This is a genomic window from Pandoraea sp. (genome assembly GCF_004297875.1).
Taxonomy (GTDB): domain Bacteria; phylum Pseudomonadota; class Gammaproteobacteria; order Burkholderiales; family Burkholderiaceae; genus Pandoraea.
Map to the genome: position 1 here is coordinate 1 of NZ_SCSK01000053.1, position 14,205 is coordinate 14,205.

The 14,205-nt window shown below is 64.7% G+C and carries 13 protein-coding genes; 3 read left to right on the forward strand and 10 right to left on the reverse strand.

Annotation, left to right across the window (positions count from 1 at the left end):
• Both EPN80_RS15975 and EPN80_RS15980 read right to left on the reverse strand, forming a co-directional pair.
• The coding region (locus EPN80_RS15975) for an ATP-binding cassette domain-containing protein (protein ID WP_293029406.1) at nucleotides 1-521 on the reverse strand (521 nt) is incomplete at its 3' end.
• Entirely contained in the window at nucleotides 518-1,297 is a 780-nt protein-coding gene (locus EPN80_RS15980; protein ID WP_293029409.1) for an ABC transporter ATP-binding protein, read from the reverse strand. The genes EPN80_RS15980 and EPN80_RS15975, both read right to left, overlap by 4 nt.
• 544 nt (nucleotides 1,298-1,841) lie before the next feature.
• On the opposite strand from EPN80_RS15980, the gene EPN80_RS15985 reads away from it, so the two are divergent.
• Entirely contained in the window at nucleotides 1,842-3,242 is a 1,401-nt protein-coding gene (locus EPN80_RS15985) for a sigma 54-interacting transcriptional regulator (RefSeq protein ID WP_293029559.1), read from the forward strand.
• 227 nt (nucleotides 3,243-3,469) lie between these two features.
• Nucleotides 3,470-4,243, forward strand: coding sequence for a 3-hydroxybutyrate dehydrogenase (locus tag EPN80_RS15990; RefSeq protein ID WP_293029411.1), 774 nt, complete (start codon nucleotides 3,470-3,472; stop codon nucleotides 4,241-4,243).
• Between the two features lie 22 nt (nucleotides 4,244-4,265).
• On the opposite strand, the gene EPN80_RS15995 is transcribed toward EPN80_RS15990, so the two are convergent.
• The 7 genes from EPN80_RS15995 to EPN80_RS16025 all read right to left on the reverse strand — a co-directional run bounded on the left by EPN80_RS15995 (nucleotide 4,266) and on the right by EPN80_RS16025 (nucleotide 12,201).
• Nucleotides 4,266-5,675, reverse strand: coding sequence for an amidohydrolase family protein (locus tag EPN80_RS15995; RefSeq protein WP_293029414.1), 1,410 nt, complete (start codon nucleotides 5,673-5,675; stop codon nucleotides 4,266-4,268).
• 17 nt (nucleotides 5,676-5,692) lie between these two features.
• Nucleotides 5,693-7,057, reverse strand: a complete 1,365-nt coding sequence (locus EPN80_RS16000; protein WP_293029417.1) for a nucleobase:cation symporter-2 family protein — start codon at nucleotides 7,055-7,057, stop codon at nucleotides 5,693-5,695.
• A 75-nt stretch (nucleotides 7,058-7,132) separates the two neighbouring features.
• Nucleotides 7,133-8,233: a GTP-binding protein gene (locus EPN80_RS16005; protein WP_293029420.1), complete on the reverse strand. Its 1,101-nt coding sequence runs from the start codon at nucleotides 8,231-8,233 to the stop codon at nucleotides 7,133-7,135.
• The gene (locus EPN80_RS16010; RefSeq protein WP_293029423.1) at nucleotides 8,230-8,874 is read right to left on the reverse strand and encodes a UbiX family flavin prenyltransferase; all 645 of its coding nucleotides are present in this window, start codon (nucleotides 8,872-8,874) and stop codon (nucleotides 8,230-8,232) included. Before EPN80_RS16010 ends, EPN80_RS16005 begins: the two co-directional genes overlap by 4 nt.
• Entirely contained in the window at nucleotides 8,871-10,250 is a 1,380-nt protein-coding gene (locus tag EPN80_RS16015; protein ID WP_293029562.1) for a UbiD family decarboxylase, read from the reverse strand. Before EPN80_RS16015 ends, EPN80_RS16010 begins: the two co-directional genes overlap by 4 nt.
• Before the next feature lie 82 nt (nucleotides 10,251-10,332).
• On the reverse strand, nucleotides 10,333-11,241 hold the full coding sequence (locus EPN80_RS16020) for an amidohydrolase family protein (RefSeq protein ID WP_047213925.1): 909 nt from the start codon (nucleotides 11,239-11,241) through the stop codon (nucleotides 10,333-10,335).
• A 15-nt stretch (nucleotides 11,242-11,256) separates the two neighbouring features.
• Nucleotides 11,257-12,201: an amidohydrolase family protein gene (locus tag EPN80_RS16025; RefSeq protein ID WP_293029428.1), complete on the reverse strand. Its 945-nt coding sequence runs from the start codon at nucleotides 12,199-12,201 to the stop codon at nucleotides 11,257-11,259.
• 251 nt (nucleotides 12,202-12,452) lie between these two features.
• Between EPN80_RS16025 and EPN80_RS16030 the strand changes: the two genes are divergently transcribed.
• The gene (locus tag EPN80_RS16030) at nucleotides 12,453-13,433 is read left to right on the forward strand and encodes a LysR substrate-binding domain-containing protein (RefSeq protein ID WP_293029431.1); all 981 of its coding nucleotides are present in this window, start codon (nucleotides 12,453-12,455) and stop codon (nucleotides 13,431-13,433) included.
• Here the strand turns inward: EPN80_RS16030 and EPN80_RS16035 are convergent.
• Nucleotides 13,387-14,196 (reverse strand): alpha/beta hydrolase, encoded by an 810-nt coding sequence (locus EPN80_RS16035; RefSeq protein WP_293029433.1) that lies wholly within the window; start codon nucleotides 14,194-14,196, stop codon nucleotides 13,387-13,389. The genes EPN80_RS16030 and EPN80_RS16035 overlap by 47 nt on opposite strands.
• Nucleotides 14,197-14,205: the final 9 nt, after the last annotated feature.

Below are 14,205 nucleotides of genomic sequence, written 5' to 3' on the forward strand. Positions count from 1 at the left end.
ATCTCGTCGAGCAGCAGCAGCCGCGCCCCCGTGCGCAGGATCCGCGCCACCGCCAGCATCTGCTGCTCCCCGCCCGACAGCCGCGTGCCCTGGCTGTGGCGCCGCTCGTACAGGTTCGGAAACATCGCATAGATCTCCTCGAGCGACATCGCCTGCGTGCGCGGGCCCACCAGCGGCGGCAGCAGCAGGTTCTCCTCGCACGAGAGCGCCGCAAAGATCCCCCGCTCCTCCGGACAGTAGCCGATGCCCCGGTGCGCGACCTGGTGCGTCGACAGGTGAATCGTCTCCGCCCCGTCGACCCGGATCGAGCCCTGGCGACGCCCCGTCAGTCCCATGATCGCGCGCAGCGCCGTGGTGCGCCCCGCCCCGTTGCGCCCGAGCAGCGTGACCACCTCGCCGTGCCCCACCGACAGGTCCACCCCGTGCAGGATGTGCGACTCCCCGTACCACGCCTGCACGCCCTCCAGTTCCAGCGCCGGCGCGCTCGTGCCGCCTGCCTTGCCGTTGCTTGCCTTGCTCACCCGTGCGCCCCCTCCAACTCCGCCTCGACCGTGCCCATGTAGGCCTGCATCACCTGCGGGTTCTTCGACACCTCGGCATACGCCCCCTCGGCCAGGATCTCCCCGCGCTGCAAGACTGTGATGGTGTCCGAAATACCCGCGATCACGCTCATGTTGTGCTCGACCATCAGAATCGTGCGCCCGGCCGACACCTTCTTGATCAGCGCCGTGACCCGGTCCACGTCCTCGTGACCCATGCCCTGCGTGGGCTCGTCAAGCAGCATCAGCTCCGGCTCCATCGCCAGCGTCGTGGCAATCTCCAGCGCACGCTTGCGCCCGTACGGCAGCTCCACCGCCGGCGTGTGCGCGTACTCGGCCAGCCCCACCTCGCCCAGCAACGCCAGCGCCTGCTCGTCGAGCACCGCCAGCGAGCCCGCCCCGCGCCAAAAGTGAAACGCCGTGCCCAGGCGCCGCTGCAGACCCACCCGCACGTTCTCCAGCACGCTCAGGTGCGCGAACACCGCCGAAATCTGAAACGAGCGGATGATCCCGCGCCGCGCAATCTGCGCCGGGCGCTCCCGCGTGATGTCCTCGCCGTTGAACAGGATCTGCCCCGCGCTGGGCTCCAGAAATTTGGTGAGCAGGTTGAAGCACGTCGTCTTGCCCGCCCCATTGGGCCCGATCAACGCATGGATCGTGCCCCGCGCCACCCGCAGGTCCACCCCGTTGACAGCCGTAAAACCGCGGAAGCCCTTGCTCAGGCCCCGGGTCTCCAAAATGTATTTTGACGAATTCATGTCTCCAACCAAGCTTTATTTGTCGTGCCGCCGATCTTCGATGCTGGCCCTCCCCAGCAGGCAAGGTTGCCCGTTGCTCGGGTCCTGCCGCGACCGGACGTAACAGAGCAAAACGCGTGCCAGCCGCGTGCGGTATCACGATCATCCGTGCGCCGGGCGGTTGGGCTCGCCCCGGCGGGGCCGGCGTGCGGCTGATGTCTCGCCATCGAGACATGCGTTCCCGATGGATGGACGAATTTGGCACGGCCGGCGCATGTGCGTTTCTACGGATGGAGACGAGCGGGGGCTTGCGCTATGCTTGCCGCGGTTTGCTGCGCGCCGGATCCGGGTCCTGGCCACGCGCAATGGCTTGATATCGAGGCGCTTGATGACGTTACAGAACGACGACATAACATTGATGATTGCCACCGCGGCCGGCAGCCGGGCGGTCGACGCTCAGTCCGGCGCCGCGTCGCAACAAAGCGGGCTTATTGGTACCCGGCAACGGGAGCACAGCACGTCGGAGCCTACCTCGTCCGACTATGCCCGTCTGCGGCTGCTGGCGATGCGCTCGCTTTTCGAGACGTTCGAATGCGCCAGCGAGGGTACCCTGATCGTCGATCGCGATGCGCGTATTGTCTGGATGAATGAGCGATATGCGCGCCGCTTCGGCCTGGAGTGCGCCGCGGAGGCGATCGGCCGCTCCTGCGAGTCGGTGATTCCCCACAGCCGGATGCGTGAGGTGGTGCAAAGCGGAGAGCCCATTTTGCTCGACATTCTCGAGGGTGAGGCTGACCCGCTGGTGGTGTTGCGTCTGCCGATCAAGGACGAGCACGGACAAACCATCGGCGCGATCGGCGTTGCCTTGTTCGACAAGTTGCGCTCCCTGTCGCCGCTGCTCTCACGCTACTCGCTGATGCAGGCGCAACTTGCCCGCGCGCACGAGACGCTCAAGCGCGAACGGCGTTCGAAATACTCGTTTGCCAGTTTCGTCGGTACCAGCACGCCGACCCTGGAGCTCAAGCGCCATGCGCGCCGTGCGGCGGCGACCGAATCGCCTATTTTGCTGCTCGGCGAGACCGGTACCGGCAAGGAACTGCTTGCCCATGCGATCCACGCAACGTCCCAGCGCGCGCACAAGACCTTCGTCAGCGTGAATCTGGCGGCAATCCCGGAAGCGCTGCTCGAGGCCGAGTTTTTCGGGGCAGTCGCCGGCGCATACACCGGGGCCGACCGCAAAGGCCGGCCCGGGAAATTTCAGGCCGCGCAAGGCGGCACGCTGTTCCTCGACGAAGTGGGTGATATGCCGCAGCAGGTGCAAGCCAAGCTGCTGCGCGTGCTGCAGGAAAAGGAGTTCGAGCCGCTCGGCTCCAATGAAGTCATTCATGCCGATGTGCGCATTATTGCGGCGACCTCCCGTGATCTGCATGAAGAGGTGCGGCAAGGCCGCTTTCGCGCCGACCTGTTCTATCGGCTGAATGTGCTCACCGTCGCTGTGCCACCCCTGCGCGACCGGCTGGAGGATATCGAGGTGCTGTGCGAGGCCATCTTTGCCGACCTGCTGTCGCAAGGCGGGTACGAGAGCGCCGTGCTCTCGCAAGGGGCGCTGGCCGTGCTGCATCAATACGACTGGCCGGGTAACGTACGCGAATTGCGCAACGTGCTCGAGCGCGCGCTGCTGGCCGCCGATGGAGCGCCGCTGGAGGCGGGCGATATCGAAGCCGCCATCGCTGCCGGCATGCGCGTCGAATCATCGCCGCCGGCGCGTGTTTCATCGAGCGCATCGCTTTGCGCGAGCACCCGTTATGACGATGCGATGGGGCGCTTCGAGCGAGGCCTGATCGAGGAGGCGTTGCGCGAGTGCGGCGGCAAAGTCGCGGAGGCCGCCAGGCGGCTCGGTATCGGGCGCGCCACGCTCTACAAAAAGATGGCGCAACTCGGTGTCGCCGCGCCGCGCGGCGCCTGAGTCTCGGGCGATCGTTGCGGGCCACGGGTCCCGCTCGGGCAGTCTCTGATCGGAGACGATTTCCCGATTTCGAGACGCGGCGGCAAGTGCGGCGGACGTTGGGCCATTGGCATGCAATTCGCTTTAAGCGATCGTGCGTGCCTGCAAAATGCAGCAGGTGTGAAAAGGCCCCGGCAAGTGTTTGAAAAGGCTGCCGCGCGCACATTAACCAGCAAAGGAGATTCGATATGTCACTGCAAGGAAAGACGGCGCTCGTCACGGGATCGACCAGCGGGATCGGCCTGGCGATTGCCGACGCGTTGGCCCGGCAAGGCGCGCACGTCATGCTCAATGGCTTTGGCGACCACCAGAGCGCGCAGGCACAGATCGCCCGTCACGGCCACCGCGTGAGCTACCACGGCGCCGACATGAGCAAGCCCGGCGAAATTGCCGACCTGATCGAACAGACCGTGAGCACGTTCGGGGGCATCGATATTCTGGTCAATAACGCCGGGATACAGCACGTCGCGCCGATCGAGGCGTTCCCGGTGGAGAAGTGGGACGCGATCATCGCGATCAATCTCAGTTCGGCATTCCACACCACCCGACTCGCCTTGCCGCACATGCGGGCGCGGGGCTGGGGGCGAATCGTCAACGTCGCCTCGGTGCATGGCCTGGTTGGCTCGGTGCAAAAGTCAGCCTATGTCGCTGCCAAGCACGGCATCGTTGGATTGACCAAGGTCGTGGCGCTCGAGACCGCTGAGCAACCGATCACGTGCAATGCGATCTGCCCCGGCTTCGTGCTCACGCCGCTGGTGCAACAGCAGGTTGCCATGCGCGCGGCCGCGTTGTCGGTCGACGATGAGCAGGCCAAGCGCGCGCTGCTGCAGGAAAAGCAGCCGTCCGGCGAATTCGTCGCCCCCGAGCAACTCGCCGGGCTGGTCGTTTTCCTGTGCAGCGATGCGGCCGCGCAGGTGCGGGGCGCGGCCTGGAACATGGACGGCGGCTGGACCGCCCAATAACGCCAAGCCGCGCCGCCGGGGCTCAGGCAGCGGCGTCGAGCCCCGCGAGCAATTGCTGCACGCCACGCTGCGCATCGGCGCGCAATTTGGCGATGTCCAGCCCGGGGATGATGCCGTCGTCGACGACCACGCGGCCGTTGACGATGCTGGTGCGCACGGTGACCGGCTCGCCGGCGGCCACCGGCGCCACGGCCGGATCGTGGAAGCCGAAAAAGCGCGGGTGATCGATGTCGTACAGCACCAGGTCGGCGGCCTGGCCGACCTCGAGCGTGCCGACCGCGTCAAGACCAAGCACCCGTGCGCCGCCGGCGCTGCCCCAATGAATCACTTCCTCGACGGTGGTCGCCCCGGCGCCTTGCGCTGCGCGGTGAATCAGCCACGTCATGTGCGCCTCGCCGATCATGCTGCCGGATTCGTTCGACGCCACACCGTCGACCCCCAGCGAGATCGGCACCCCGGCCGCGGCGAGCTGCGGGATCGGCGCGATACCGCTGCCGAGCCGGCTATTGCTGACCGGGCAATGAGCGATGCCGGTGCCCGTTTGCGCAAGCAGCGCAATTTCAGACGGCTCCAGGCACACCAGATGGGCGAACCAGACGTCGCTGCCCAGCCACTCATGGTCGGCGACGAACTCCACCGGCAGGCGGTTATAGCGCTCACGGCAAAAGCGCACGTAGTTGTCTGTCTCGGACAAGTGCGTGTGCAGACGCAAGTTCATCGCCCGGGCTGCCCGAGCGAGCTCGCGCAGCAACTCGGGCGGCAGCGAGAAGGTCGGCGTAGTGGGCGCGACCACCACGCGCCGCATCGCGTGCGCACCGGCATCGTGGTAGCGCGCCTTGAGGCGTTCGAGGTCGGCGAGCATGGTATCGAGGCTTTCCGGGCGCAGCGCCGTTTTGGAAAATCCCGGATGGTCGCCGGCCGACTGCAGCGCGCCGCCACGGCAAAGCACGAAGCGCATGCCGAATTCCTCGGCGATGTCGAACAGCGCGTCGCCCGTTTCGCCGCCACCGCCGGCGTGATACAGATAGTGATGATCGGCGCAGGTGGTGGCCCCCGAGAGCAGCAGCTCGGCCATGCCCAGGCGGGCCGCGATGCGCGTGAGCTCAGGCGTGAAGCGGGCCAGCCGGGGGTAGGGCACGCTGGCGAGCCACCCCTGCAGATCCTCGTTCATGCCGTCGGGCACGGCCTTGAGCAGGTTCTGGAACAAGTGGTGGTGCGTGTTGATCCAGCCCGGATACACCACGCAGCGGCTGGCGTCGATCACGCGCTCGCCAGGCTGCGCCTGCAGGCCGGGGCCGATTGCGGCGATGCGGCCGTTTTCGATCCGCAGGTCGACGCTGCCCGCGCGGGCGCCCTCCCCGGGCAGGCCGGTCATGACCGCGACCGGTTTGCGAATCAGAATGCTTTGTCCAGCGTCGCTTGTTTGCTTCATGATCATGATGCTTCCTGTTACACGCCGCCGATCGCGGTGTGCTGCGATGATTTTTCCAGGGGGGGCACGCCGCCGGCGGCTGCGTCGCGCAGGCCGTTGAGCAATCCGTTCAGGACCACCGATACGATGCATGCGATAACGACGCTGCTGTTCAGGAACGGCTGCGTCCAGTCCGGGAGCTGCTTGAAGACCGTAGGGGCCATCACCGGTATCAACGCCGTGGCGAGCGTGAATCCGACGATCAGCACGTTGTAGCGGTTATTCTCGTAATCGACTTTGGCCAGGGTCTGGATGCCGGCGGCCACCACCACGCCGAACATCGCCAGACCCGCGCCGCCGAGCGCCGCGGCCGGCGTCGACGCGAACACCGCGCCGGCTTTCGGAATCAGCGCGATCACGCACATCAGCACGCCGCTTACGGCGACCACCCAGCGGCTGCGCACGCCCGTCAGAATGACCAGCCCGACGTTTTCCATGAAAGCGATGAACGGGAAGGCGGCGAACATGCCTGCGATCGCGCTGGCCAGGCCATTCGCGCGCAAGCCATTGACTACATCCGCTTCGCTGATGTGCTTGCCGGTGATGTCGCCGATAGCGAGAAACAGCCCCATCGATTCGACCATCTGCACGATCATCACGACGATCATCGTGGCGATGGGCACCAGGCTGAATACCGGTGCGCCGAAATGAAACGGCACCGGAACGGTGACCCACGGCGCACGCGAGACGCCGCTGTAGTCGCCCATGCCCAACCCGCAGGCCAGCAACGCTCCGACAATCAGTCCAATCAGTACGGCGAGATTGCGCAGCAGCGGATTGCCATAACGATTGATGCAGAGGATCGTGATGAGTACCACCAGTGACACGAACAGGAACAATGGCGCGCCGAAGTGGGGGGCGCCGCGGCCGCCGCCGACCCACTCGTAGGCAACCGGAAAGAGCTGAAGCCCGATGACGGTCACGATGCAGCCGGTGACGACCGGCGGGAAAAGACGCCGCAAGCGCCCCACGAACGGCGCGGCAAGCAGCGTGAAAATGCCGGCGCCGATCACTGCGCCGCAGACGCCGGCGAAACCCACATGCGGATTGGTGCCGATGGCGATCACCGGCCCGACGCTACTGAATGCCACGCCCTGCAGGATCGGCAGGCGCACGCCGAATTTCCAGAAACCGACGGTCTGCATCAAGGTCGCGATGCCGGAACAGAAAAGCGCGGTACTGATCAGCACGATCGTGTCGGCTTGCGACATTTTCAGCGCCGAGGCGACGATCAGCGGCACGGCGATCGCGCCGATGTAGGCGACCAGCATGTGTTGCAGACCGAGCATGACCATCTGCCGGGCCGGCAACACCTGGTCGACCGGGTGGGTTGCATTGTTCATTGTTTGTCTCCTGAATGTCGTTATGAATTGGGCGTTGCCGTTCGGCGTTATGCGCCCGTATGGGATAACTCTAGTTCATGCAGCTAAACACGCGTGGAATCGCTCGTTCAAGGCCGCCCGATCGAGATCCCGGCCGATGAAAACGACGCGGCTCGAGCGCGGCTCGCACCCCCACGGCTGGGCGGGGCGAAACTCGATCAGGCTGTGCACGCCCTGCAGCACGTAGCGAAGCTCCTCGCCCTTGACGGCCAGGATGCCTTTCATGCGGAACAGGTTTTCCGTATCGGCAGCGCGCAACTCGTCGATCCAGCGCTGAATTGCCGTGATGTCGACGTCGGACGAGACTTCAATGCCGACCGACGATACGCTCGGGTCGTGCTGGTGATCGTGCGGCTCGTGCGCGAACGCATCGTGCTCATGATCAGGCGCGTGCGAGGCGTGATCGTCGTGGTCGCGCACCGCGGCGTGATCGGCCGGCGCGGTAGTGTGGTCGTCGCCGATCTGCATCAGGCGCTGAGACACTTCGAAGGCGCCTATGCCAAGAATCTTGCCGAGGTCGATCTGCGCGTAGTTCGAGGTGACGATGTCGGCCGTGGCATTCAGGCCGCGGATGCGCTCGGTAAGCGCTGCGATTTCCCGGGCGTCTACCAGATCCACCTTGTTGATCACAATGCGGTCGGCGCAAACGATCTGGTCGACCGCCTGATTGTCGATGCCATCGAGCTTCACGTCATCCAGGTGCGCAGCGATATGCTTGGCGTCGACCATCGTGACGATCGCATCGAGCGTAACCTGGCGGGCGATCGGATCGTCAATGAAGAAGGTTTGCGCGACTGGATACGGATCAGCCAGCCCACTGGTCTCGACGATGATGTGGTCGAGCCGCTCGGGCCGCTCGAGCAGCATCTTGATGATGCGCACGAGATCCTCGCGCACGGCGCCCACGCAGCAGATGCAACCGTTGGTCATCTCGTAGATTTCCTCGGTCGACTCGAGCACCAGGCCACCATCGATACCGATCTCGCCGAACTCGTTTTCGATGACGGCGATCTTGCGCCCGTGCTTCTCGCGCAAGATGTAGTTCAGTAGCGTGGTCTTGCCCGCGCCGAGGAATCCGGTGAGCACCGTGACAGGGATTTTGTGAACTTCATTGGGGGCCATGGACAAGGTGTTCATGCGTGCTCCTTCGTGGTAGAGAGGTGTGGCTGATGAATCGGGGAGGGCGTGTCAGGCTCGCCCCAGCGCAATGCAGTACCGGCATCCAGCCCGAACAGGTCGAGCGCGCGGCCCAGCGTGTGGTCGACCATCTGGGCCAGGCTCGCGGGGCGCGCATAGAAGGCCGGCACCGGCGGCGCGACGATACCGCCCATTTCGGTGACGGCCAGCATATTGCGCAAGTGCGCCAGCGTGAGCGGCGTCTCGCGGGCGAGCAGCACGAGCGGGCGCCGTTCTTTGAGGGTGACGTCGGCCGCGCGGGTCAATAGGCCCGATGACGTGCCAGTCGCGATTTCGGCCAGGGTTTTCATCGAGCAAGGCGCGACGATCATGCCCAGCGTGCGGAACGATCCGCTGGCGACGCTGGCGGCGACATCGTCGGCTCGGTGGTAGAAGTCGGCGCGGGCGACAATCTCGGCGAGCTTGTAATCGGTCTCGTGAGCCATCGTGAGCTGCGCTGCGCGCGTGACCACCAGATGCGTCTCGATGTCGAGCGCGCGCAGCAATTCGAGCAGCCGCGCGCCGTAGATGAAACCGGACGCGCCGCTGATCCCGACCACCAGACGCGTGCGCGGTGCGGCCGTCGTCACCCGGGCGTTCATGAGCGCGCTCCCGCCGGACGCTGCAGCAGGATGCGCGCGCGCTCGAGCGCGGCCGGCTCGACCACCGCGCGCTTGCCTTCGAAATGCGCGCCGCGTGTGGCGTCGATGCCCAGGCGCGAAGTGGTACCGTCGACCGACGAGGAAGGGTCGAGCGGGCTACCGGGTAGGCCGTCGACGACGAACAGATCCTGGTGCGGCTGAAAGTGCGTGGCCATCGCCCAGAGGACTTGTGCGTCGTCGGTGATGTCGATGTCCTGGTCGACCGCGATCACTGTCTTCAGGTAAGGGTCCCAGCCGAGCAAGGCCAGCATGATCTGGCGTGCTTCGCCGTCGCGCGTTTGTTCAAGGGCGACATAGCAGTGGAAATGGGTACCTGAATTCGGGTAGTGCAGCGCGGTGACCGACGGGAAGCGCGCCTTGAGCTTCTCGCTCATTTCGGCCTCGCGAGGCAGGCGCGCCAGCGTCAGGTGTTCGGCATACGGCCCGCCGACCACATCGACCAGCCAGGCGTCGCGCCGCCGCATCAGCGTATCGACGCGCAGCACATTGTTGGTCGAGCGGTCGGACGAGTAGCCCGTGAATTCGCCGAACGGGCCTTCTTCGGCGTAGGCGGTCGGATCGATCGCACCCTCCAGCACGAACTCGGCACAGGCGGGCACGCCAATGCCGTAACGCGGCGTGCGCACCAACTCAAGCGGCGCGCCGAGCAAGCCGCCGGCGATCGTCCGCTCATCGGTGCCGAACGGCACGCGTGCCGAGGCAGCGAGCATGAACAGTGGATGCGCCCCGATGACCATCGCCACGCGCAATTCGTCGCCGCGCGCACGCGCTGCCTGCAACATGCGCCACAAATGGCCCCGCGAGTGCAGGCTGGTGGCCAGCGCGTTGCGTGCATGTCGCATCGAACGGTGATAACTGAGATTGGCCACGCCCGTGACGGGATCCTCGGCGACGATCACGGCGTTGGTCACATAAGGGGCGCGATCGCTCAGAAAATGCTTGATCATCGGCAATTGCGCCAAATCGACCGCGTCGCCTTCGAACACTTCGTCCAGGATCGGGCCGTAGGGCACATAGCAAGGCGGGATCGGCGCGTTTGCGCGTTGCTGATATGCCGCATGCAACTGACTTGTCTCGACGCCGAACAGGCGAGCGATGCGCTCGCGCGAGGCGAACACGTTGGTCGCCAGCGGCGCGCCCAGGCCGTCGACATGCTCGCACACGACCATGGGATGCCGGTTTTGAGCGGCCAGCTCGACCACCACGGCGGTCACGTCCTGATCCGAAGACAGCGTCTGGCCAACGGTCAGGACGTCGTCGGGAAAGCAATCGCGGTACGCGTTCACGAATGCGTGAAAGTCCTGCACATTCCGCATATCGACAAAAGACCCCAAGGTCATCGTATACCTCTGCAAAAAGCGGGCGCGGATTCCGGGAAAAACGCGCCCGCAGTAAACATCACTTCACATACGTGCTGGTCAGGCGCTTTTGCGCTTCTTCCAGGTCTTTCGGCGGCTTGGTCGGCTCGATGCCCACCAGGCGGGCAATGTTGTTGCCCATGTAGTCCTCGAGCCCGTCCTCGTCGAGTCCCATGCCTTGCGGTTCCGGCGAGCACAGGACTTCCAGCTCGCGCAGCCACATGCCGGGCTCGTTGGGCGGAGAATCCGTGCCGAACACAATCTTGTTGCGCGGCAATTGCTTGGCGAACTCGACGATGCGCGACTGGAAGCACCAGCCCGACTCGCAGTACACATTGGGGGTGTCCATGGCCATCCAGAACGCCTCGAACGAGTAATTGCCGCCGGTTTGGATACCGAAGTGTCCGATGATGAAATTGACCATCGGAAACTCACGGATGATCGGGTAGAACTGCGTCGGAATGGTGTAAGGGCCATCACCCGTGTGAATCAGCACCACCACCCCGAGCTCGGCGCATTTCTTCATCGCCGGGCGCAGCCAGTCGAGTGCGCGATCGGGCCGGTAGCCGTGCATGTTGGCGTGCAGCTTGAGCATCTTGAAGCCGTATTCCTTGACATGGAACTCCAGCTCCGCGGCGCCGTTTTCCGGGCCCCAGCGCGGGTTGTAGGTGAAGTTGCCGATGAATCGATCGGGGTACTTCTGCGTCAATTCAGCGATGTACTTCATATAGTCGCGAATGCCTTCGCGGCCGCGCCGGTTGCCGTCGCGATAGCCGGTGTTGCCGGGCGGCGGCTGGATGAATCCCATGTCGATGCGGCGCGGCTTGCCATTGATGATGTAGGGCCCGTCCATCAACTTCAGCAGGCGCTCGCCGGTGAACGGCTCGCCGGTGTGGCGCCACGCTTCGTCGACGAGATTGGTCGGGTGCAGATGGGTATCGATGATCATTGAAAGGACTCCCGCTCAGGCAACCAGCGTCGCCAGATAATGTTTGTTTTCGATGCCGTAGGCGGCCAGTTGGGCTTCGGCTTGCTCGACGCTGCGCGGCGGCTCGGTCGGGGCAAGGCCGATCATGCGGGCGAGGTTGTTGCCGAGGTAGTCCTCGAGCGTGTCTTCGTCGAGATTGAGCCCTTGCGGCGGCTCGGTGCACAGCACTTCGAGCAGGCGCAGCCACATGCCGGGTTCATTGGGGGGCGTATCCGAGCCGTAGAGGATCTTGTGCTTGGGCAGCACCTTCGAGAATTCGACGATGCGCGATTGCAGGCACCAGCTCGATTCGCAGTACACGTTGGGCAGTTCCATCGCCCACTGGAACGGCTCGAAGCAATACACGCCACCGGTCTGCACGCCGAAGTGCGCCATGATGAAATTCACGTTCGGGAATTCCTTGATCATCGGCACCCATTCGGTGGGTATGCTGTAGGGACCGTCGCCGGTATGCAGCTTCACCGGGACGCCGAGCTCGGCGCATTTTTCGAACGCCGGGCGCACCCAGTCGATCGCGCGGTCGGGACGGTAGGCGTGCATGTTGGCTTGCATCTGGACCATCTTGAAGCCGTGTTCCTTGACATACCGCTCGATGGCCTCGACGCCGTTTTGCACGCCGCAGCGCGGGTTGTAGACGAAGCAGCCGAGGAACCGGTCGGGGTATTGCTGGACCAGTTTCAGGGTATACGCCATGTAGGCGTCGATCGCCTCGCGCCCGCTCTGCACGCCGTCGGTCCAGGTGTAGATGGTGTTGCCCTGCGGGGGCTGGATGAATGCGCGGTCGATGCGGCGCGGCTTGCCGTTGATCCGGTAAGGGCCGTCCATCATTTGCAGCAGGCGTTCGCCGGAAAACGGCTCGCCATCGTGCCGCCAGGCCAGATCGACCACGTCGGTCGGGTAGCAGCTGGTATCGATAATCATGTACTCGATCTCCTAAGACAGGGAAGTCGGCGGAACTCTTCTGCTGTTGCAGCGAGTTCCTCTCCAACCTTCGAATCGCGGGCAGCCACGTCTTGCCACGGCCTTTTACTAAGCGCGTTGCCGCGCTTTCCCCCGCCCTGCATCAGGTGACACATGACGTGCACTGCTGCTTGAGTCGCAGTATCACGATCGCGATGCGCTCTGTACAATATTATTTAAAGCGATGTTTGATACTTATTCGATATGGCGATATGGACATCCGTCTCTTGCGTTACTTCGCGGTGCTCGCCGATGAACTGCACTTCGGGCGTGCCGCCGCCCGGCTCAACATGTCCCAGCCGCCGCTCAGCCAGCAGATCCGTTTGCTCGAGGAAGAGATCGGCACGCCTCTGTTCGTGCGCACGCATCACCGGGTCGAGCTCACGCCGGCGGGGCAAACGCTGAAGGACCAGGTGCCGCTGATATTCGCGCAGATCGAGCGTGCGCTCGACCTGACGCGGCAGACCGGGCGCGGCCAGCTCGGCAAGCTGGAGATCGGCATGCTCAGCTCGGTGCTGGTCGGCGTGATCCCGCGTGCCATGCATGTGTTTCGCGAGCGCTATCCGGATGTATCGTGGAACCTGCGCGAGATGACGCCGGCGGCGCAACTCGCGGCCTTGCGCGAGAGGCGCATCGACGTGTGCTTCTTTCGCATGAGCCATGACGATCCGGGCCTGTGCAACGAAGTGTTGCTCTACGAGCCCATCATGGCGGTGCTGCCCGAGACGCATCGCATGGCCAGCCAGGCCGAGCTCGCGCTGGCCGACCTGGCCGCTGATCCGTTTGTCTCGTTTGGCCTGGGGCAATCGCGCTTCGCCGATTTCCTTTACCAATGCTGCGTGCAGGCCGGTTTCGCGCCGCAGATCCGCCAGCAGGTGATCGAGGTGCAAACGTTGCTGAGCCTGGTACGGGCCGATTTCGGGGTGGCCTTGCTGCCGGCCTCGATCGCGCATATCGCGCCGGCCGGGGTGGTGTTCCGGCGCCTGAGCCCGGCCGTGCCGGAGGTGCCGTTGTATGCGATTTATCGCGCCGACGACGTGTCGCCGGCGCTCAAACTGTTTCTCGATACGATTCGCGAAGTGGTCGCGCAAGACAGTCGCGCGCCGGCCAGCGAGCCGGCCAACGCGCAACGGATCGAGGCGGTGTTTACCGCGCGCGTGCCTGCGCCGCGTGCGAGCTCACGAAAGCCTTGATGTGTTGATTCAGCACGTCCGGCGCGTCGCGATGCGGCGAGTGACCGCAGGCGGGCAGCTTGACGATTTGCGCGTGCTGCACGTGCTGGCCAATGCTTTCCATCTGCGCCATCGTGCCGTACTCGTCGTCGAATCCCTGCACCGCAAGCAGCGGGCAGCGTATGGCGCCCAGCGCACCCTCGATGTTCCAGTCCCGAAAGGCCGGATCGAGCCAAATGTCGTTCCAGCCCCAGAACGCGGAGTCCACATCATCGTGATAGCGCGCCAGACGCGCGCGCAAGCCCGTGCCGGTATAGGCCTGCCTGGCTTGCGTAATGCTCTGCACCGAGACGTCTTCGACGAACACGTGCGGCGCGATCACTGCCGCGCCGGCCAGCGCATCGGGAAACGCCGCGGCGTAGAGCAGGGCGATCGAGCCGCCATCGCTATGGCCGATGAGCCACATGCGCCGGCGTTGCGCCTCGTCCACGCCCAGCGCATCGAGCAGTGCGGGCAGCACTTCGCGGGCCTGGCGATGCATGAACGTCACTGGCCACTTTTCGTTGGCCGCGCGAGGGCTCGAACGACCATAGCCGGGGCGCGAGTAGACCAGGCCGCGCATGCCCAGCGCCGCGCATAGCGTGCGCGGCCAGTCCTTCCACATCGCCACCGACCCGAGTCCTTCATGCAGGAATACCGCCAGCGGCGCGTCGAGCGCCGCCGTGTCGAGCCACTGATATTCGATTTGCAGCGAACCTGTCGATGCAGTGGCAGGCAACGTCATCAGTTCCGT